The organism is Parasaccharibacter sp. TMW2.1890 (assembly GCF_023337645.1).
In the GTDB taxonomy this organism is placed as follows: domain Bacteria; phylum Pseudomonadota; class Alphaproteobacteria; order Acetobacterales; family Acetobacteraceae; genus Bombella; species Bombella apis.
The window spans coordinates 288,884-308,872 of the sequence record NZ_NWUV01000001.1 but is presented as its reverse complement, the minus strand read 5'-3'; the positions used below and the strand labels follow the sequence as shown (position 1 = coordinate 308,872).

The 19,989-nt window shown below is 60.5% G+C and carries 16 protein-coding genes; 4 read left to right on the top strand and 12 right to left on the bottom strand.

The genetic code is table 11. The features are described from left to right. Positions 1–101: 101 nt before the first annotated feature. Positions 102–437: an iron-sulfur cluster assembly accessory protein gene (locus tag CPA54_RS01360; protein WP_086431131.1), complete on the top strand. Its 336-nt coding sequence runs from the start codon at positions 102–104 to the stop codon at positions 435–437. A 27-nt stretch (positions 438–464) separates the two neighbouring features. Continuing rightward, positions 465–1,235, top strand: coding sequence for an exodeoxyribonuclease III (gene xth / locus CPA54_RS01355; RefSeq protein ID WP_249085407.1), 771 nt, complete (start codon positions 465–467; stop codon positions 1,233–1,235). Here the strand turns inward: xth and CPA54_RS01350 are convergent. The 5 genes from CPA54_RS01350 to CPA54_RS01330 all read right to left on the bottom strand — a co-directional run bounded on the left by CPA54_RS01350 (position 1,232) and on the right by CPA54_RS01330 (position 8,031). Continuing rightward, positions 1,232–2,047, bottom strand: coding sequence for a nucleotidyltransferase domain-containing protein (locus CPA54_RS01350; RefSeq protein ID WP_249085406.1), 816 nt, complete (start codon positions 2,045–2,047; stop codon positions 1,232–1,234). The genes xth and CPA54_RS01350 overlap by 4 nt on opposite strands. A 135-nt stretch (positions 2,048–2,182) precedes the next feature. Beyond that, a complete protein-coding gene (gene aspS / locus CPA54_RS01345; protein WP_043560765.1) occupies positions 2,183–4,003 on the bottom strand; it encodes an aspartate--tRNA ligase in 1,821 nt (606 codons plus the stop codon). A 192-nt stretch (positions 4,004–4,195) separates the two neighbouring features. Further along, positions 4,196–5,146: a GNAT family N-acetyltransferase gene (locus CPA54_RS01340; protein ID WP_081562980.1), complete on the bottom strand. Its 951-nt coding sequence runs from the start codon at positions 5,144–5,146 to the stop codon at positions 4,196–4,198. Positions 5,147–5,478: 332 nt separating this feature from the next. Further along, positions 5,479–7,095: an FAD-dependent oxidoreductase gene (locus CPA54_RS01335; protein WP_081562979.1), complete on the bottom strand. Its 1,617-nt coding sequence runs from the start codon at positions 7,093–7,095 to the stop codon at positions 5,479–5,481. Between the two features lie 150 nt (positions 7,096–7,245). Continuing rightward, positions 7,246–8,031, bottom strand: coding sequence for a DUF2076 domain-containing protein (locus CPA54_RS01330; protein WP_043560769.1), 786 nt, complete (start codon positions 8,029–8,031; stop codon positions 7,246–7,248). Between the two features lie 278 nt (positions 8,032–8,309). Here CPA54_RS01330 and CPA54_RS01325 point away from each other — a divergent pair, with 278 nt between their 5' ends. Both CPA54_RS01325 and glyS read left to right on the top strand, forming a co-directional pair. Next, positions 8,310–9,206 carry a glycine--tRNA ligase subunit alpha gene (locus tag CPA54_RS01325; protein WP_081562978.1) on the top strand — a complete coding sequence of 299 codons (897 nt, stop codon included), beginning with the start codon at positions 8,310–8,312 and terminating at the stop codon, positions 9,204–9,206. Then, on the top strand, positions 9,199–11,304 hold the full coding sequence (gene glyS, locus CPA54_RS01320) for a glycine--tRNA ligase subunit beta (protein WP_249085405.1): 2,106 nt from the start codon (positions 9,199–9,201) through the stop codon (positions 11,302–11,304). Before CPA54_RS01325 ends, glyS begins: the two co-directional genes overlap by 8 nt. A gap of 77 nt (positions 11,305–11,381) precedes the next feature. Here glyS and CPA54_RS01315 read toward each other — a convergent pair whose 3' ends face one another. From CPA54_RS01315 to CPA54_RS01285, 7 genes are all read right to left on the bottom strand, one after another. Continuing rightward, a complete protein-coding gene (locus CPA54_RS01315) occupies positions 11,382–12,038 on the bottom strand; it encodes a LysE family translocator (protein ID WP_081563446.1) in 657 nt (218 codons plus the stop codon). 87 nt (positions 12,039–12,125) lie between these two features. After that, positions 12,126–13,280: a rod shape-determining protein RodA gene (gene rodA, locus CPA54_RS01310; RefSeq protein WP_052349127.1), complete on the bottom strand. Its 1,155-nt coding sequence runs from the start codon at positions 13,278–13,280 to the stop codon at positions 12,126–12,128. A gap of 16 nt (positions 13,281–13,296) precedes the next feature. Next, positions 13,297–15,132 carry a penicillin-binding protein 2 gene (gene mrdA, locus CPA54_RS01305; protein WP_227449652.1) on the bottom strand — a complete coding sequence of 612 codons (1,836 nt, stop codon included), beginning with the start codon at positions 15,130–15,132 and terminating at the stop codon, positions 13,297–13,299. 172 nt (positions 15,133–15,304) lie between these two features. After that, the gene (locus CPA54_RS01300; RefSeq protein WP_043560774.1) at positions 15,305–15,871 is read right to left on the bottom strand and encodes a hypothetical protein; all 567 of its coding nucleotides are present in this window, start codon (positions 15,869–15,871) and stop codon (positions 15,305–15,307) included. Positions 15,872–16,101: 230 nt separating this feature from the next. Next, positions 16,102–17,034: a rod shape-determining protein MreC gene (mreC, locus tag CPA54_RS01295; protein WP_249085404.1), complete on the bottom strand. Its 933-nt coding sequence runs from the start codon at positions 17,032–17,034 to the stop codon at positions 16,102–16,104. Positions 17,035–17,101: 67 nt separating this feature from the next. After that, positions 17,102–18,148, bottom strand: coding sequence for a rod shape-determining protein (locus CPA54_RS01290; protein ID WP_043560776.1), 1,047 nt, complete (start codon positions 18,146–18,148; stop codon positions 17,102–17,104). Positions 18,149–18,403: 255 nt separating this feature from the next. Next, positions 18,404–19,975, bottom strand: coding sequence for a 2-isopropylmalate synthase (locus CPA54_RS01285; protein ID WP_043560779.1), 1,572 nt, complete (start codon positions 19,973–19,975; stop codon positions 18,404–18,406). Between the last annotated feature and the right edge of the window lie 14 nt (positions 19,976–19,989).

The window sequence follows — 19,989 nt, the reverse complement described above, 5'->3', positions numbered from 1 at the left end:
TTCCGGTTTCGATTCTTGGCGGCCGGCCTTATAGTGTCAACATCTCTCCGCCATGTATGCTGCAATGGCGTGAAATTTTGTGATGATTATGGAGATTGTCCGTGGCCGATTTTAGCATTTCAGGGGCGGCAGCTGCCCGCATTGCAGAGATCATCAGCCAGCAGTCCGAACCGGACGGCATGGCCCTGCGTGTGTCCGTTCTCGCCGGAGGATGCAATGGCTTCCAGTACCAGTTCAAACTGGTGCGGGAGAAAGAGGCTGGTGACCATCTGATTGAAAAGGACGGGGCCCGCGTGTTCATCGACCCCGTCAGCTTCGACCTTCTGGAAGGGGCCGAGCTGGACTTCATCGACAAGCTGATGGGTGCCCATTTCACCGTCAACAACCCCAACGCCGCCTCATCCTGCGGGTGTGGCAGCAGCTTCTCCCTCGCCTGACTTTTCACTCTGGAGGCCCTCCACACCATGTCCCTGACCTTTGCCAGCTGGAACATCAACTCCATCCGCACCCGTGCCCATCTGGTAAAGGACTGGCTGGACCGTAACCCGGACTGCACCCTGCTGTGCCTTCAGGAGATCAAGTGCGAGGCGCACCAGTTTCCGAAACTCTTTGAGGAAGCCGAATTTCACGTCGCCGTGGCGGGGCAGAAGGCCTATAATGGGGTGGCTCTCATCAGCCGTGTCCCTCTGACCGTCACGACCGATCATCTGCCCGGCTTCGAGAGTGACGAGGCCCGCTACATCGAGACGGAGCTTGAAGGGGTCACCATCGGCAATCTCTACCTGCCCAATGGCAATTCAGGCGGGGACGCCGGTTTCGCCAAAAAGCTGAACTTTCTTGAGGCCCTGCACCAGCGGTCCCTGACCCTGCAAAAAGAGGAACGATCCTTTGCCTTCATCGGGGATTACAATGTCTGCCCGACAGAAGAGGATTACGCCCCCAAGGCCCTGTCCCCGGACGATGCCCTGCTCCGCCCGGAAAGCCGTGCGGGCTTCCGCCGCCTTCTCTGGTCCGGCCTGACGGACGCCCTGCGCTGCCTGCACCCTGCGGGGCGGCATTACACGTTCTGGGACTATCAGGCGGGAGCCTACCAGCGCAATTCCGGCCTGCGGATCGACCATGCCCTGCTCTCCCCCCGCCTTGCCGACCGCCTGACCGGCTTCACCATCGACAAGGACGAACGGGGACGGGAAAAGCCATCCGACCATGTGCCGGTAGTGGTCAGCCTTTCCTAGAACTCGGCTTTCACCAGCTTCCGAAACAAGGCTTCGGCCTGCTCGTGCACGTCCATGCCCGGCCTTGGCAGGGTCATGGCCTCGGCATGGGCGAATTCGGCTTCGATCAGCTCATTCACGGCAGGAATGGAGGGGCCGCTCTGCTGCTCCCGGCTTCTGGACTTGAGGTGCAGCAGCTCCCGGATGGGCCTGAGCACGGCGGCCGGAAGGTCGCAGCCCTGACAGAGGGCCTGAAAGTTCATCGGAGGCTGGCCATGCTCATGCAGGCGCATCCAGCGTAAGGCCATGGCTGGACGAAGTGCATAGAAGAGCCGCTTGTAATGCGTGCTGCCATCCTCCCGGATCGCCCGTCTCCAGCTGTTGCGGCCCAGATTCAGGTAGTGAAGCTGGCAGCTCAGTCCAGCTTCGACCTGTCTGGCAAAAGCAGCCAGCTCATCCGCTTCCTCCCGCCACAGATAACGCACCGGGCTGACCAGCCACTCCATCAGGGTTGGATTGGGTTTCGTCAGCAGGTTCAGGGCCTTGCGCAGGTCCCAGCCATTCACGTCCAGATCATCGGAAATGGGCAGCTCGATCACGTCCCGGCCCGGCTTCAGGGACAGGTACCAGTCCAGCCTGTGACGGTAGATGAAGCGGACATCGTAATCACTGTCAGGTGAGGGAAAGCCCCAGGCCCGGCTGCCACTTTCCACAGCGAACAGGATGTCAACATCATGGTCCCGCTCGATCTGACGCAGAATGGTCATGACCTCCTCCCGTATGTCCGGTGCAATTTCCGGCGCATAATCCGGCATGATCTCATCAAAATTCATGACAGGTCTCCTTCCCTTTCTTTCCCAGAATGGGACAGAGCGGCGCAGGAAGAAACACCTGACACGAAAAAGGCCGGAGCGGATCGCGCCGCCCCGGCCTTGCCCGGATCAGATCAACAGATCAGAGAACCAGAATCAGCCCTGCTTTTCCTGAGCTTTGCTGCCACCAGCAGAGGGCTTCGGCTTGGGCAGGTCCAGCTTGAGGGAAAGTTCCTTCAGGCGGGCAGGCTCGACCGGAGCCGGAGCTTCCATCATCAGGTCCTCACCGCTCTGGTTCAGCGGGAAGAGAATGACCTCACGGATGTTCGGCTCATCGGCCAGCAGCATGACGATACGGTCCACACCCGGCGCAGCGCCACCATGCGGCGGGGCACCATAACGAAACGCATTGAGCATCCCGCCAAAGCGGGCCTCCACCACATCCGGGCCATAACCGGCGATCTCGAAGGCCCGCAGCATCACGTCCGGCAGGTGGTTACGCACGGCACCGGAGGACAGCTCCACACCGTTACAGACGATGTCGTACTGATAGGCCTTGATGGTCAGCGGGTCCTGCGTGTTCAGGGCTTCCAGACCGCCCTGCGGCATGGAGAACGGATTGTGGGAGAAGTCGATCTCGCCCGTTTCCTCGTTGCGCTCATACATCGGGAAGTCCACGACCCAGCAGAAGCGGAAGGCATTCTTCTCGATGAGATCCAGATCGGTCGCCACCTTCGTCCGCACCACGCCGGAGAACTTGACGACCTCATCCCCCTTGCCCGCTGCAAAGAAGACCGCATCACCGGCCTTCAGGCCGCAGATTTCACGGATTTTCTCGACACGGTCAGCTTCCAGGTTCTTGGCGATCGGCCCCTTGCCACCTTCCTCATCAAAGATGATGTAACCGAGGCCCCCGGCTCCCTGATCCCGTGCCCAGTTATTGAGCTTGTCGAAGAACGCCCGGGGGCGGCTGCCCGCACCCGGTGCGGGGATGGCACGCACACGGCCACCAGAGGCTGCAATGCGGGCGAACAGACCGAAGCCGGAGTCAGCGAACTGTTCCGTCACGTCCCTGATGATGAGCGGGTTGCGGAGGTCCGGCTTGTCGGACCCGTAATCCCGCATCGCATCGGCATACGGGATGCGGGGGAAGGCCCCGTCCGTGATCTTCCAGCCTTCCGGTGTGAATTCATTGAACACGCCAGCCAGAACCGGCTCCAGCACGCTGAAGATGTCTTCCTGCGTGACGAAGGACATCTCGAAATCGAGCTGATAGAACTCGCCAGGGCTGCGGTCCGCACGGGAGGCCTCATCACGGAAGCAGGGGGCGATCTGGAAATAACGGTCGAACCCGGCCACCATCGCCAGCTGCTTGAACTGCTGCGGAGCCTGCGGCAGGGCGTAGAACTTGCCGGGATGCAGACGGGCCGGAACGAGGAAGTCCCGTGCGCCTTCCGGGGAGGAGGCCGTCAGGATGGGAGTCTGGAATTCCGTGAAGCCCTGCTCGACCATGCGGCGGCGCAGGCTGGTGATGACCTGGCTGCGCAGCATGATGTTGCGGTGCATCTTCTCCCGGCGCAGGTCGATGTAACGGTATTTCAGGCGCAGGTCCTCGGGATAGTTCTCCTGCCCGGCCACCTGGAAGGGCAGAACCTCCGCCCGGGACTGCACGTCAATCCCGCTGGCCCGGACCTCCACATCACCCGTTGGCAGGGAAGGGTTGCGCTGCCCCTCCTCACGCACCACGACCTCACCCGTCACGGTGATGACGCTCTCCACCCGCAGACGCTCGGCCTGTTCCAGCAGCGCTCCTTCGGACGGAACGACGATCTGCGTCACGCCATAATTGTCCCGCAGGTCGATGAAGAGCAGCCCGCCATGGTCACGCTTGCTGTGAATCCAGCCCGACAGCCGTACGGTCCTGCCTGCATCATCAGCACGCAGGGCGTTGCAGAAATGGGTACGGTACTGATGCATGAATTCAAACCTCGTCAATCTGTCTGTGACCCGGCTCCGCACAGGCTGTGCCCAATGCTCCGGCTCGCTACATGGAATGGCGGCCACGCCCTGAACGCAGCTCTCCCCGTAAGGGATTTCCTACCCCAATCGTGGTGGAAAAGCCAATCCTAATCAGCGCCACCACCCCGGAACCAGGGCCAGATGATGACCTCAGAAAAGATCGTAACCCCGGTACTTCCTGAGCACATGCCGCCGGACAACATTGATGAGACGGCACTTCATGGCGTAAAGGGGCGTCTCGAAGCGGATTTCCGGCCTTATGACCGGCTTCTGCCCGAAACTGGCCAGCATCTTGGCCGTTCTGACAGACCCGAAACCATCGAAATCAAAAATCAGGTTGCGCCTCTTGGCTTCCTCGATCGCCTTCCAGATCAGCAGCATGTTCATGCCCGGCACTCTGGAGCGGCGGACACGGACGGCCTGCCAGTAGTACAGCACCCTGTCATCCCAGACGAGCAGGGCTGCCGAGACGGGCACGCCCCCATCATGAGCATAGAGCGCCATGGCCTGGTCCCGATTACGGGCCTCCGTAAACAGGTCTTCCAGCAGGGCATAGTCATGATGGTTCTGTGGCAGTTCCTGCCTGACCAGGTCGATGAACGGAGCCACATCCCCAGACTGCTGGACAGTGAGTTTTTTATCCGCCGTGCGGATGAGGTTGCGGGTCTTCTGGTCACAATCCTGCCAGGCCATGTCCAGCGTTTTTTCAGGCATGATGCGGAAGGTGAAATCCTGGTACACCCTGAACCCAGCCAGCCTGAACGCAAAGGAGGACGCATTGTCGGGGTCCAGATAGAAATGGACACCATGATATTTGGGCAGGCTGGCAACGGTCCTGTCCACGACATGCCTGATATTTTGCTCCTGGCGAAATGTTTTTGATGGTGGCAGAGCAAAATCCGGCCCCAGCGTGCGGGTATATTTGGGCATCCTGATGACAGGAGAGCCAAGCCTCTTTTTCATTACGAAAGGAAAACGGGAAACAACCCTGCCCCCCATTTCCACATCAATGAAGGACACTGCCTGCCGACTGGCCGTAGCAAGCCACCATTCCTGATGAAAAATGGAAGTATGCGGACGAGACGGTGCAGTATCTGGCATAATATCTCAATACATGTTGTAACAAAAGAATGGATGGCGCCTCATAGCACTTGCATAATCATATAAAAATTAATTATTTTTTTAATTTGCAAATCCAGACCACATGAAACATTCATAATGTATCATTAATATTTCTTTTTGGTAAAAACAGAACTTACAATTATTGCAGAACAGATACGAAGACTCTCACTTATACCCACGGCATGAGCATGGGCTGACAGTCATGCCATCCCATGTCCCCCTCTCCCGACAAAACAGCTGCGGAAACAGAAAACGGCTGCCCTGCAGAAGGCAGCCGTTAACCATGTGGAACAAACAGGATGCAAGCCCTATCACACGATGCTTGTCCGCACCTCTTTTGCAACGAACCCATCAAAATCGACCGCAGCACGAGCCATGGCGGAAGACCGGCCAGCCGAAACCAGCGCCACCACCTTCTGCCCCCTCATGTAAGCCGCCATGAAGTCGAACCCGCTCAAGTCCCCTTCTATCAGGACCCGGTCGAACGGCTCTCCCCACCCCATATATTCCAGCTTTTTGCCGAACTGCTGGGTCCAGTACCAGGGGATGGGCATGGGCTGCCGGGACAGACCAAGAATAGTCCGGGCAGCGGCCCGCCCCTCTATCTGCGCCTGACGCCAGTGTTCAATGCGACAAAGCGTTCCTTCATGCTGGAAGGCGGCCACATCCCCCGCCGCATAAATGCCGGGCAGAACCCGCATGTCCTCATCCACAACAATGCCAGACACCCCACCATCAGCGTCCGTCCCAACATCATCAGGCAGGAAACTGCGGCATGGCTCATTGCCGACAGCCACCAGAACATGGGTGCAGGGCAGCTTCATGCCATCATCAAGCTCGATGCCCTCCACATGGTCCTTTCCGTATATGTTCACCACTTCACTATCCGTGATGAAAGCTACGCCATTGTCAGCATGCAGGCGCAGCAGGATGCGCCCGACCTCCCGCCCCCACTGGGCCTCCATGGGAATGACCTGCTCCGGGGCAATCACCGTCACACCAGCCCCTTTCTGCCGCAGGGCAGAAGCCAGCTCCAGCGTGGTCAGCCCGCCACCTATCAGCACGACAGCCTGCTCCCCCGTGATCTCCTCTGCAATCTGGCGGGCATCTTGCACGCCATGCATGGTCATCACCCCGGTCAGCTCGATGCCGGGAAGATCCGGCTTCGCAGGCCGCCCCCCTGTCGTGATCAGCACATGGTCCGCACTGTAATCCCGCCCGTCAGCCAGTTCGACACGCTTTGCCGTGCAGTCCAGACTGGTGATTGTCCCCTGCACACGGGTGATCTCATGATGGGCAAAAAAAGCATCATTCAGCAGCAGCGGAGGCTGAACCTTGTCCGGCCCCCCAAGAAAAATGCCCTTGCTGAGCGATGGACGGTCATAAGGAGGCAGGCTCTCATCTCCGATGAGGATGATACTACCGGCAAAACCCTCCTCACGCAGGGTATAGATGGCACTGGCTGCCGCCGCACCGCCACCCAGCACCAGCACGGAACTGTCCTCCATGCAGGGCTCAGGAACTCTGGCAGGCAAAGGACTGACCCCGACCAGCACCCGCCCCTCCACGAGGCGGACAGGATAGACGGGCAGGCCAGAAAAGGCGACCGGCTCCTTCACCCGGCCATCCCGTACGCCAAACACCGCCTTGTGCCACGGGCAGACAATCACATCACCGTGAGCCTTGCTGTAACAGTGCAGACGCCCCCGCAGCGGCGCCCCCTTGTGCGGGCAACGCCCCCCCAGCGCATGAACCTCCCCCCCGACACGCACGAGAGCAATGGACTGCTCCTTGATGATGACAGAAAAAACCTCTCCTTCCCTGACATCCTCAACAGCAGCCACATCATACAGGGTCCGGTCCGGCTGCTGGTCCGGTGTCTCAGCGCTGGCATCAGGCCCGAGAACGGGCTGGGGGGCTTTTTCCATAACTCTCTGTCCTGTCCCTTTCTGTCAGCCCCCGGCGGTCACATAGCCTGTTCCGAACATGGGGCCATCACGGCCGGAATATGTACTCCATGATGACAAGACGGGGCCCCTGAAGGCCCCGCCTGCATCATGCTCCGTTCGGAGCCGATCTCAGAAAAAATCGTCCCTGTCGATGTCATCACCACCGAAGCCACCGCCATTATCAACCGGCGCATCCTGCGGGCCAAAATCCTGCGGAGAGAACCCTGCGGCATCTGTCCCGCTTCCGGCAAACGGATCAGAATAATTGTCCCCATAATTGTTGATGATGGTCGTTTCACTGCCAAAACCATCGCCAGCACCACCGACACCTTCATGGCCATGCTCCCCGGAGAACAGACCCTCCAGCGCATGGGCCGCCATCATCCCGCCTGCGACACCGGCCGCCGTAGACAGGGCAGACCCCAGAAAGCCGGAACCGGACCGCCCGAACATACCCGGCTGATAACCCGGTGGCGGGGCATAGCTCCGCCCCATCTCCGGCGCAGCAGCACCAGAGGCAGGCCCCCAGCCCGGTGGCAGGGAGGCCCCGCGGGGCGGTGGAGCGGACGCAGAAGCCCCCCGACCGAACAGCCCGGAGAAGAACCCACCTGACTGCTGCCCCGGCTGACTGGCCTGCTGCTGGAGCTGGGCGATCTGCCCCCTCGCCTGCTGGAGCTGGAACTCCAGATCACGGATGCGGGCCTGCGCCTGGGAGAGAGCCGCCTCCTGCACGACAGCCAGCTGCGTGATACGGTAGCGGGCCTCCGGGAAACGCTGGAAATTCTCGGCGATGAAACGGTCTGCCTCCGGGTCGATCGGCGGCAGGGACGCCGGGCTCTGGCCATTCGGCAGCCCCACGCCTCCCCCAACACGGGCAACAAAGCGACTTATGAGATCACGTTCTTCCGAGTTCATGGGCGTGCTGTCCTTCACAACTGCTCAGCAGCCCCTGCCCGCCCGGGCGGGGCGCGACATGGGCGCTGTCTCTTCATGCCACATGATATGATACAGCTCTCCATCCCCCGCAAGGGTCTTGGCCCCCTCTTCTCCCGGCAGAGGCCCACAGAATGCACCTGCCGTAAAGACCATCTTAAGAAACCACCCTGCACGGCGGCAACTTCTTTACCCTCTCCCACCCCTACCCGCTGGTGATCCGGCCTCTCATCCTGTAATATGCAGACATCTTTACGTTAATGGAGCCTAGTGAATTGTCCACATCCCGGCCCCCCTGCTTTCAGGATCTGATCCTGCGCCTTCATCAGTTCTGGTCACAGAAGGGCTGTGCCATTCTCCAGCCTTACGATACTGAACTGGGTGCGGGTACACTGTCCCCTCACACGACCCTGCGTGCACTGGGCCGCAAGCCGTGGGCTGCCGCCTACGTGCAGCCCTGCCGCCGCCCGTCCGACGGCCGTTATGGCGAGAACCCGAACCGCCTCCAGCATTATTACCAGTATCAGGTGCTGCTCAAACCCACCCCGCAGGAAAGCCAGGACCTGCTGCTGGAAAGCTACCGGGCCATCGGGATCGACCCGGAAAAGCACGACATCCGTTTCGTGGAGGATGACTGGGAAAACCCCACCATCGGGGCTTGGGGGCTGGGCTGGGAGGTCTGGTGCGACGGCATGGAAGTCACACAGTTTACCTACTTCCAGCAGGTTGGTGGCATCCCGACCGTCGTTCCCTCCACCGAGCTGACCTACGGGCTGGAACGTCTGGCCATGTATGTGCAAGGGGTCGAGAATGTCTATGACCTCGACTTCAATGGCCGGGGCCTGACCTATGGAGATGTCTTCCTCCGGGCAGAGCGGGACTATTCACGGCACAATTTCGAGCTGGCTGATACGGACATGCTTCTGGCGCAGTTCCGGGCAGCCGAGGCTGAGTCCATCCGCCTCTCCGAAGCTGGCGTGGCCCAGCCCGCCTATGACCAGTGCCTGAAGGCCTCCCATCTGTTCAATCTGCTGGATGCCCGGGGGGTCATTTCCGTTTCGGAACGTGCCTCCTATATCGGGCGTGTACGCACGCTGGCCAAAGCTGCCTGCGAAGCATGGCTTGCTGGAGACGAGGAGGAAACCACCCATGGCTGAACTGCTTCTTGACCTCTTCTGCGAGGAAATCCCCTCCGGGATGCAGGCCCGTGCTGCCGAGGACCTCGCCCGCCTGCTGGAACAGGCCCTCGCCGATCTGAACCCCCGCAACATCCGCAGCTTTCATGGTGCCCGCCACATTGCGGCCAGCCTCGAGGTGGATGAGAGCATCCCCACCCGCACCATTTCCGAGCGTGGCCCCCGTGAAAATGCCCCGGAAAAGGCCCTTGCCGGGTTCTCCCGCAAGCATGGCGTCAGCCCCGATGAGCTGACGAAGGAAAACGGTTTCTGGGTTCTCAACCGTACCCTGCCGCCAGTCAGGGCGGCGGAGCTGGTTGCCGAACAGCTGCCGGACCTCCTCTGGAAGTTCCCGTGGCCCAAGGCCATGCGCTGGGGCAATGGCTCCCTCTTCACCTGGGTGCGCCCTCTCCATCACATTGTCTGCCTGCTGGATGGCCAGACCGTTCCCTTCACCCTGGCCCGTCAGGATGACGACGCCCACGGGCTGAAGAGCGGCAACGTGACCGAAGGCCACCGCATCCTCTCCCCCGGCACGTTCACCGTCATTGGCACGGAACAGTGGCTGAAGGAGCTGGAAGCCCGCCACGTCGTCATCAACGAGGAGAAACGGGCCGATCTCATCCGTCAGGGTGTCCATGCGCTCGCTGATGAGAAGGGGCTGGCGCTTGTCGAGGATGAAGGGCTGGTCCGTGAAGTCAGCGGGCTGGTGGAATATCCCGTGCCCCTGCTGGGCCGCATCGATGATGCCTTCATGGACCTTCCACCGGAAGTCATGCAGGTCTCCATGCGGGTCAACCAGCGGTACTTTGCCCTGCGCACGAAAGACGGCAAAGCCGCTCCCTATTTCGCCTTCGTGGCCAACCAGACCTTCAGCGACGGCGGCACGCTCTGCATCGCCGGTAATGAACGTGTCCTGCGGGCCCGCTTCGCCGATGCCCGCCATTTCTGGGACCTCGACCGCAAGACGAAACTGGTCGGCCGTGTCGAGGCCCTGAAGCCCGTCACCTTCCATGCGAAACTGGGCACTCAGGAAGAGCGGGCACGGCGCATCAGCACTCTGGCAGGCATCATCGCCACGGCCATGCAGCTGAGTGACGTACAGATGAAACACGCCGAACGGGCCGGTCTGCTCGCCAAGGCCGACCTGACGACCGGCATGGTCGGTGAGTTCCCCGAGCTTCAGGGCGTGATGGGCGGCTATTACGCCGCCCATGATGGTGAAGCCCCGGAAGTAGCCCAGGCCGTTGCCGAACATTACATGCCCCGTGGATTGCAGGATGGCACGGCCAGTGCTCCCGTCTCCGTGGCCGTCGCTCTGGCGGACCGGCTGGACATGCTGGCCGGGTTCTTCGCCATCGGGGAAACCCCCACCGGCTCTGGCGACCCGTATGGCCTGCGCCGTGCCGCCCTTGGGGTGATCCGCACCATCCGGGACAATGGCCTGCGTATCGATCTCGGCAGCCTGCTCTCCAGAGCAGCCGAGGCCTATGCCGGAAAGGAAAGCAAGGATTCCGCTCTGGGTGAGCTGGAACCCTTCTTCACCGACAGGCTCCGGGTCCAGCTCCGCAATGAAGGACGCCGTCACGACGTGCTGGATGCCACGCTGGCCGTCACACAGGTGCAGGAAAACAGGAGCCTCTTCACCGATCATCTGGATGGCGACCTGGTCCGCCTGCTCAGCCGTGTGGAGGCCCTGTCCGACATGATGGGCACGGAAGACGGGCAGAACCTTCTGGCAGCCTACCGCCGGGCCACGAACATCCTGCGCATCGAGGAGAAAAAGGACGGCCCGCACCATCAGGCCCCTGAAGCGGCACTCTATGTACAGGATGAGGAACGTGACCTGGATGCGGCCCTGAATGATGCCGGGCCGAAGATCACGGCCAGTCTGGCCGATGATGACTTCACCAGTGCCATGCAGCATCTCGCCGCCCTGCGTCCGATCATGGACCGCTTCTTCGAGGCCGTGACCGTCAATGCGGAAGATGCTGGCCAGCGTCTCAACCGTCTGCGCCTGCTGTCGGCCTTCAGCCGCAGTGGCCAGCTGATTGCTGATTTTGGCCGGATCGAAGGCTGAGCTTCAGTCTCACAAACAGGCTACGATAAAAAGGCCGGTGGGAGCGTTCTCTCACCGGCCTTTTTTATGTGTCCCTCTCAGTGCGAGGGACTGTCTGTCAGGAATATCTTGGCTCCGAAACCGATGAAGACCAGCCCGGTCAGCCGGTCCAGACGGCGCACCACGACGGGCCGGTTGAAGAACTGTGCCAGCGGGACCGTCAGGGCCACCAGCAGCCCCAGCCATATGAAGGTCAGCACGACCTGGATCACCACCTGCACGAGCGTAAACGCCACCACATCCGTGGCGGGCGGGATGAACTGAGGGAAAAAGGTGATCACGAAAATACCCGCCTTGGGGTTGAGCAGGTCCGTCAGCATCCCACGGCGGAATCCCGGCCAGAAGGCGTTGCGATGTTCCACCCGCCGGGCCTGCTCCGGCCCGGCCTCCGTCGTCAGTGCCATGCGGGGGCGCAGAAGCTGGCTGACGCCCATCCAGACCAGATAAACCGCACCAACACATTTGACGACGAAGAACGCCGTGGAAGACGCCGCCAGAAGGGCCGTCAGCCCGAAGGCCGCTGCCAGCCCCCAGAGGCTCAGCCCCACGGCAATGCCAAAAATGGCCCCGACCCCAGCACGGCGCCCATCGGAGGCAGCCGTCCGCAGGACCATGACGGAGTCCAGCCCCGGCGTGATGGTGAAAATTGCCGCTGCGGTCGTAAAAGCCAGCAGGGGAAGAAGCCACTGATGCATAAAAACAGACACCTGAAAAAAACCGGCCACGATACTCCGCAACCCGACCTCCTCCAGATGGGGTCTCGGCCCTACGGTTCCAATAGATCAGTCAGGGTCATCCCGATGCACCCAGCTGGAAAGCAGCAGACCGAAACCGAACATCATGGTCAGCATGGCCGACCCTCCATAGGAGATCAGCGGTAGCGGCACGCCTCCCACCGGGATGACCCCCATGACCATGGAGAGATTGACCACGCAATACAGGAAGAAATCCATGGCGATGCCCAGCCCGACCAGCCGGCCAAAGCGGTTCCGACAACGCAGGGCAATCAGCATGCTGCTCAGCAGGATCAGGAACAGTAGCCCGATGACGGCCACACCCCCGACATACCCCCATTCCTCCCCGATCATGGTGAAGATGAAGTCTGTCTGTTTCTCCGGCAGGAAGCTCAGCTGTCCCTGCGTGCCATGCAGGTAGCCTTGCCCCCAGCGCCCACCCGCCCCCAGAGCAATACGGGACTGGAGAATGTTGTACCCTGCCCCCAGCGGATCGTGCTCAGGATGCAGAAAGGTATCAATCCGAGCCTTCTGATAATCATGGAGATGGTTATAGATGAAGGGCCCCAGAAACGGCAGGGGCGCAACAAGGATGATGATCTGCCACCACCGCATCCCCGCCGCAAAGAACAGTGAAGCCCCGATCACACCAACAATGGTTGCTGTCCCCAGATTGGGCTCCTTCAACACCAGCACAACCGGCAGAAGTGTCAGAAGCGCCGGGATGATGAGCCGCAGCGGATTGCCCATACGGTCCCGCCCGATCCGGTAGAACCATGTTGAAAGCATGAGGACCAGGGCAATCTTGGCAAATTCGGAGGGCTGGAACTGGAAGCCGCCCAGATTGATCCAGCGTTCCGCCCCCTTGCCCACATGCCCCATCTTCAGCACCAGTACCAGGAGCAGGATGGACAGCCCATAAATGGGCACGGAGAGCATCCTCAAGACCCGTGGGCTGGCCAGCGCCACGCCCAGCATCATCAGAAGCCCGAAACAGAAACGGATGAGCTGGGGCTGGGCAAAAGCCTCCGCACGCCCGCCACCGGCTGAATACAGGGCAACATACCCCACACCGGCCAGACAGCAGACCAGCAGAACAAAGAACCAGTTGATCTGCCAGAGCCGGGAGAACATGCGCAGGTTCGGCTCTGCCCGCAGCAGGCGGCGGGCCGTACGGGGAACGGTGAAGTCCTTCAGCGGCATGACGTCCTTCTATCCCTCAGTCATCCAGGCCGTCAGCCCTCGCCACGACCCCCCGGGACAGGGAGGTCCGGCTGGCCGGGTCCCTGATGAGAGTATCCGTCATGATCTGTGCAGCCAGAGGGGCCGCCTCGGTCGCACCCGCATTGCCATGCTCCACCACGACAGACACCGCATAACGGGGATTGTCATAAGGTGCAAAGCAGATGAACAACGCATGAGGACGATACTGCCACGGCAGGTTCATGGAGTTGAAGTGCCCGCTCTCACGCAGGGCTCTCGGCACGTTCCGCACCTGTGCAGAGCCGGTCTTGCCAGCCATCTGTACACCAGGCAGGCTCAACCGGGCGGCCGGAGCCGTGCCCTGTGGCTCATTCACCACAGCAAACATCCCCCCCCGGGCAGCAGCGAGGGCCTCCTTCGCGAAAGGCAGGGGATCCAGAACCGGTGCAATGCCCTGCCCGCTCACCGAGCGCAGAAGATGTGGCTGCACAAACCGCCCCGTTGCCAGACGGGATACATAAGTGGCCAGTGCCAGAGGTGTTGTCTGCACCAGCCCCTGCCCAATACCGGCATTGACGGTATCACCACCATTCCAGTGGTGACCATGGCGACGGCGCATCTCCGGGGTCGGAACGGACCCTGCCCGCATGTGGGGCAGCTCTATCGGCAGCTTCCCATCCAGCCCCAGGAAGGCGGCGGCTTCATGAATCGCCTCCATGCCACAGCGCCGGGCCACCTGATAGAAATAGACATCGCAGGAATATTTCAGTGCCTGATGCAGGTTGATCGACCCATGCCCGTAACGGCTCCAGCAGTGGAAGCGCACGCCCCCCATGTCGTAATAACCCGGACAGGAAAAACGGTCCGACGGGGTGATGGCATGGGCCTTCAGGGCAGCCAGTGCCACGGCAGGCTTGAAAGTGGAGCCCGGCGGATAAAGGCCGGAAACGGCCTTGTCCACCAGCGGCGTGCGCTGGTCGGTGATCAGACTGTTCCACTGTGTCCGGCTGATGCCACCATCAAAAAGGGTCGGGTCGAAAGAAGGTGTGCTGACCAGCCCCATCACCTCGCCATTGCGGCAGTCCATCACCACGGCACTGGCCACACGCTCACCAATCCGCTCCCGGATGCGGGTCTGCAAGGCGCTATCCAGCGTCAGCTCCAGCCGGGCCCCGGGCTGGCCTTCCACACGCTCAAGCTCGCCCATGACACGGCCATGGGCGTTGACCTCCATCTCCACCGTGCCGGGCTGTCCACGCAGATGGCTTTCCTGCGTCTGCTCGACCCCGGCACGCCCCACCTTCATCCCCGGCAGGGCCATGATGCCATCCCGCTGGACATCCGTCTCATTGGGAGGGGCCACATACCCGATGATATGGGACAACAGGTCCTTGAACGGATATTCCCGTGTTGTTCCCACATCGATCAGAACACCGGGCAGGGTCGGAGCATTCAGCCCCAGCCGGGCGACATCATCCCAGGAGAGGAATTCCTTGAGGGTCAGCGGGACGTAACGATGGATATGTTTGCGATCATGCTCGATACGGGCCCGGTCACGGTCATCCAGCGGCACGATCGTAGCAAAGCGGTCCACCACGGCCTGGAGGTCCGTCGTTTCCTCCGTCATGATCAGCGCACGCCAGTTGGGACGGTTGCCGGCAAGCAGCACACCGCAGCGGTCGTAGATCTCACCACGGGCTGGTGCAATCTGGCGGCGGCTGGTCCGGTTGCGGCGTGCCTGCTCCTTCAGCTCATCGCCATGAACGACCTGCATCTGATAGAGATGATGGGCAAGCGTCCCCATGACCCCTGTCTGCGCTGCCAGAAGCAGCAGGGCACGGCGTGTGAACATACCCCCACCGACAGCCTGTTCTTCTGAAAAAGACAGGTCAGCCGCTGGCCCACTTCGTTTCCGAAATGGCGGACGAGTTTCATCACGCCGGAAGAACATCTGCAATATACGCTTAAAAAAAGATTAAGGAAGGAAAACTCAAGGCTTCCACACTTCAGATGGTCATAGTCTATTACAGTCTGTCATGCTTTTCCATAACAGAAAGCCCCCATAAATACAGAACATGCAGAAAGGGATAACTCCCTACAGCGAGAGCCTCCTGAAAAACAATGGGATAGACCGACAGCGCCCCCCGGACCCGGATGACCATCAACACCCAGTCTGTCAGGGCCTCTCCCAGCACAATCAACCCATACAGGCTCCAGGAAAGCAGGAATCCACGACGGGACAGACCAACACGGCAGCCATGAGCCACGCCATAGGCTACCAGCATCCAGAACAGGAGCACGCCGGGCGGATTGGCACTGAAGAACTCGATCACCACCCCACTACAGAACAGCCCGAACAGGGGCATGAAAGCAGGACGGTAAAGCGCCCAGAACCAGACCGTCCCCAGTGTCAGGGCTGTCTGGAGTTCGGTCTGCCCGAGTATGCCAAACGGGGCGGACAACACAAAAGCCAGAACCACCATGATGACACAGGGGGACAGCTTGCGCCGCACACGAACCATCAGCTTGCGCTGCCGTGTTCCCTCCAGCGCCTCATGATCCAGACGCCCCTGCTCCAACCGTAATGCCATAGCCCCGTACCCGTTGCTGCTCCACCGCCCCCGTGCCTTCCCGGAAATAGTGCTCTCTTCTACAGAAAGCAAACCTCCCTGGAGGGCAGATCACGCCTTCGGGGCAGGTTTCATGCCATTACCCGAATCGTGCCACAAATGCCACCTGACCGCCTTATAAGGCCTTGATGATAACAAACGGCTTAATTTGAGACCGTATATCAGGAACGCCGACCGTCCAGAAAGTACCCTCAGCCGTTCCTGAGAGACGAAAATGGCAGAAAACGGCGCAGATTCTGCCAATTCGAAGGGGCTTCCCCATCCCGATGATCCGGCAGGAGCGGAGGCTTCTCCCGGACCCTTCCCGCACTGGGTGGGGCCTCCAGGGTAAAGCCACCATCAAAAATACGAACCAGCTCCAGTTTTCCCAGAGCGGCATCAGGGATGACAACCGGCTGCCCTGGCGCCAGATAATGCACATGACCAACGGCAACACCGCCTGTCAGGCCTGTCTGCCCCCGTGTGACGATATGCTCGCCTTCTTCCGGCATGAGGCTCTGATTGTAATACATGAGACGGGGATAAGGCGTGTTGTCGCCAATCATCATGGCATCCCCTCCGCTGCTCTGTAACGTGACGGGAATCCGGCTGGCAGCATCCTCAATCAGCAGCACTCGCACCACATGCGGTCCCACCTCACTGACACGCCCGACAAGCCCGAAAGAATCAACGGCCAGACTTCCCTGCTGCACCCGGTGTTCCCCCACCTGCAACAGAACCGCCCGCAGGTAAGGGCCACTCTCATCCCGAACGACCCATCCGCTGACATAATCCCGGGTATCTTCCGCTCCCCAGTGCAGCACAGCCTTCAGGCGGGCATTTTCCTGCCGAAGAGTCTGGGCCTCACCATGCCAGTAAGCAAGTTTCTGGTTTTCCTGCCGAAGCTGCGCATTGGCGGCCAGCAGGTCCCCCACCCCCTGCAGGGTGATCTGCCATTCATGCAACTGCCGCTGAGGGAACAACAGAACCTGATAGATGGCCCCGGCCTTCTGCGCCGCCGCCATGCGAATCTGTATGGCCCTGCCCGGCCATATCTGCCCGGCCAGAACAGTCCCCACAGCCAGAAAAACCATGACCGGCAGAACAAGCCCGGACAGAAGCTGACGTGTGTGAATGGAGACCATGGCCCGCCTTTTCCCTCCGCTCAGCCCCCGGTCACGGAGGATACCATCCCCCGCCGGAGACCAGGGATCAATACATGCTGCTCAGGACACTGCGGAGCTGCTGCATGTGCTCCAGCGTGCGGCCAGTCCCCACAGCCACGCATGAAAGCGCATTCTCTGCCACGAAAACCGGCAGGCCGGTAGCCTGACGCAGGACATCATCCAGACGCCGCAGCAGCGCTCCCCCGCCGGACAGGACAATGCCCTTCTCCACGATGTCAGCGGCCAGCTCCGGCGGTGTATGCTCCAGCACGGTGGCTACGGCATCAATGATATGCCCGACAGGCTCCTGGAGGGCTTCGGCAATCTGGGCCTCACTGACGGTGATCTCCCGGGGGACGCCATTCAGCAGGTCACGCCCCTTGAGCGGCATGGTCCGCTCTTCCGTCTGTATGTTGGCGTCAAAAGACGCAGCGCCGAGATCAATCTTGATCCGCTCGGCGGAGCTTTCCCCGATCATGAGGTTATAGTTGCGACGGATATAAGCCATGATGGCCTCATCCATCTGGTCGCCACCAACCCGGACAGACCGGGCATAGACAATCCCGCCAAGGGAGATCACGGCAACCTCGGTCGTTCCCCCACCGATATCCACGATCATGCTGCCGGAAGGCTCCGTCACGGCCAGACCGGCCCCAATGGCTGCGGCCATCGGCTCCTCAATCAGATAGACCTTGCGGGCACCAGCACTCTCTGCACTCTCCTGGATGGCACGGCGCTCCACGGCAGTGGAACCGGACGGCACGCAGATGACGATCTGGGAACTGAAGAAGGAACGGCGGTTGTGAACCTTGCGGATGAAATGCTTGATCATCTCCTCCGCACTCTCGAAGTCGGCGATGACACCGTCACGGAGAGGGCGGATGGCCTGAATGTTCCCCGGCGTACGGCCAACCATCAGTTTGGCTTCATTTCCCACGGCCAGGACCTGTCTGCGCCCGCGCACTTCCGTTACAGCGACGACGGAAGGCTCACTCAGCACCACGCCACGCCCCTTGACATAAACGAGGGTATTGGCAGTGCCGAGATCGATCGCCATATCAGCGGAAATGAGCCCCAACAGACGAGAGAACATTCAAAACTCCTGGCCGGATAACCCCGCACGCACGGGGAATGAAAATAAGCAGAACACCACCCACAGCATTCGCCACAAATTATAGAGCCCCACAACAGTTCAGCAAGGCCATATTCCTGCCAGAGACAATATTTTTCGCAGAAAACTCCGCTTCAATTAACATGCGGTAACGTTTCATTCCCACCATGACAGAAGGAAAACAGCAGCCGACATGCAGACATGGCAGTATCGGCTACCGGTCCCCTTCTCTCATCTTCAGGCAGACATTTCTTCCGGTTCACCCCGCAGACGTTTCACCAGCAGCTTGTTCAGGGCATGGATATAGGCCCGGGCTGCCGAAACGACCGTATCCGGGTCACTCCCCTGCCCGTCCACCAGGCGCCCCCCTTCCTGGAGACGCACGGTCGTACGGGCCTGCGCATCCGTACCTTCTGTCACATTGGCCACGGAGAACAGCGCCAGCGTCGCCTGATGCGGGAAGGCCTCACCGATGGCCCGGAACACGGCATCCACAGGCCCATTGCCCGTGGCAGAGACATGACGGGCCTCACCATCCACCTCGATATCCAGAACGACCTGGGCAGCATGCTGCGTACCGCCCTTCAGCTCCAGCGAGGTCAGACGGACACGCTCATGGTCACGGCTCTCATCATCCACCAGTGCCCGCACATCATCATCAAAAACGATCTTCTTGTGGTCTGCCAGGGTCTTGAAACGCTGGAAGGCCGCATTGACCGTCTCTTCAGTCAGGTCATCATAACCCAGAGCCTTCAGCTTGTCCCGGAAGGCCGCACGGCCGGAATGTTTGCCCAGCACCAGCGAGGTGCTCGTCCAGCCCACGCTTTCCGGCGTCATGATCTCATAAGTCCCGGCATGCTTCAGGATGCCATCCTGATGGATGCCACTCTCATGGGCGAAGGCATTCCGCCCCACGATGGCCTTGTTCGGCTGGACATCGAAGCCCGTGATGGTCGCCAGCAGACGGGACATGCCCAGCAGGCGGGGCGTTTCAATGCCGGTTTCCATGCCATAACGGTCATGACGGGTCCGCAGGGCCATCACGACTTCTTCCAGAGCGGCATTACCAGCACGCTCGCCAATGCCGTTGATCGTACATTCAATCTGTCGGGCACCACCTTCAACCGCTGCCAGCGTGTTGCCAACAGCCAGCCCCAGATCATTGTGGTTATGCGTGGAGAAAATGACCTGATCCGCCCCCGGCACACGCTCCCTCAGCATATTGAAGATGCGCTCCATCTCATCGGGGGTTGCAAACCCGACCGTATCGGGAATGTTGATGGTCGTTGCCCCGTTGGCAATGGCCGTTTCCACACAGCGGCACAGAAAATCCGGGTCCGTGCGGGATCCATCCTCAGCAGACCATTCCACGTCATCCGTGTAACGGCGGGATTCCTTGTTGCCGAAAGCGATCAGCTCCAACACCCGCTCCGGCTCCATCCGCAGCTTGTACTTCATGTGCAGTGGAGACGTGGAGATGAAGTTGTGGATACGCCCACGCCGTGCACCCTTGATGGCCCTTCCGGCAGCCTCGATGTCTTTGGCGGCGCTGCGGGCCAGACCACAGATGACGGGGCCATCCACATTATCGGCAATCTGCTTCACGCTCTCGAAGTCTCCTTCCGATGCAGCCGGGAAGCCTGCCTCTATGACGTCAACGCCCAGAGCTGCCAGCGCATGGGCCATCCGCAGCTTCTCGCCCAGATTCATGGAGAAACCAGGGGACTGCTCACCATCACGCAGGGTCGTGTCAAAAATGATGACACGGTTATCGGCAACATGACCAAAGGAAGGATGCTGAAAAGACATAACTACGCTCTAAC

What these genes read in the sequence shown, in the direction of transcription:
- xth (WP_249085407.1), top strand. Translation starts at nt 465, where the DNA reads ATGTCCCTGACCTTTGCCAGCTGGAACATCAACTCCATCCGCACCCGT.
- CPA54_RS01350 (WP_249085406.1), bottom strand. Translation starts at nt 2,047, where the DNA reads ATGAATTTTGATGAGATCATGCCGGATTATGCGCCGGAAATTGCACCG.
- aspS (WP_043560765.1), bottom strand. Translation starts at nt 4,003, where the DNA reads ATGCATCAGTACCGTACCCATTTCTGCAACGCCCTGCGTGCTGATGAT.
- CPA54_RS01340 (WP_081562980.1), bottom strand. Translation starts at nt 5,146, where the DNA reads ATGCCAGATACTGCACCGTCTCGTCCGCATACTTCCATTTTTCATCAG.
- CPA54_RS01335 (WP_081562979.1), bottom strand. Translation starts at nt 7,095, where the DNA reads ATGGAAAAAGCCCCCCAGCCCGTTCTCGGGCCTGATGCCAGCGCTGAG.
- CPA54_RS01330 (WP_043560769.1), bottom strand. Translation starts at nt 8,031, where the DNA reads ATGAACTCGGAAGAACGTGATCTCATAAGTCGCTTTGTTGCCCGTGTT.
- CPA54_RS01325 (WP_081562978.1), top strand. Translation starts at nt 8,310, where the DNA reads ATGGAGCCTAGTGAATTGTCCACATCCCGGCCCCCCTGCTTTCAGGAT.
- glyS (WP_249085405.1), top strand. Translation starts at nt 9,199, where the DNA reads ATGGCTGAACTGCTTCTTGACCTCTTCTGCGAGGAAATCCCCTCCGGG.
- CPA54_RS01315 (WP_081563446.1), bottom strand. Translation starts at nt 12,038, where the DNA reads ATGCATCAGTGGCTTCTTCCCCTGCTGGCTTTTACGACCGCAGCGGCA.
- rodA (WP_052349127.1), bottom strand. Translation starts at nt 13,280, where the DNA reads ATGCCGCTGAAGGACTTCACCGTTCCCCGTACGGCCCGCCGCCTGCTG.
- mrdA (WP_227449652.1), bottom strand. Translation starts at nt 15,132, where the DNA reads ATGTTCACACGCCGTGCCCTGCTGCTTCTGGCAGCGCAGACAGGGGTC.
- CPA54_RS01300 (WP_043560774.1), bottom strand. Translation starts at nt 15,871, where the DNA reads ATGGCATTACGGTTGGAGCAGGGGCGTCTGGATCATGAGGCGCTGGAG.
- mreC (WP_249085404.1), bottom strand. Translation starts at nt 17,034, where the DNA reads ATGGTCTCCATTCACACACGTCAGCTTCTGTCCGGGCTTGTTCTGCCG.
- CPA54_RS01290 (WP_043560776.1), bottom strand. Translation starts at nt 18,148, where the DNA reads ATGTTCTCTCGTCTGTTGGGGCTCATTTCCGCTGATATGGCGATCGAT.
- CPA54_RS01285 (WP_043560779.1), bottom strand. Translation starts at nt 19,975, where the DNA reads ATGTCTTTTCAGCATCCTTCCTTTGGTCATGTTGCCGATAACCGTGTC.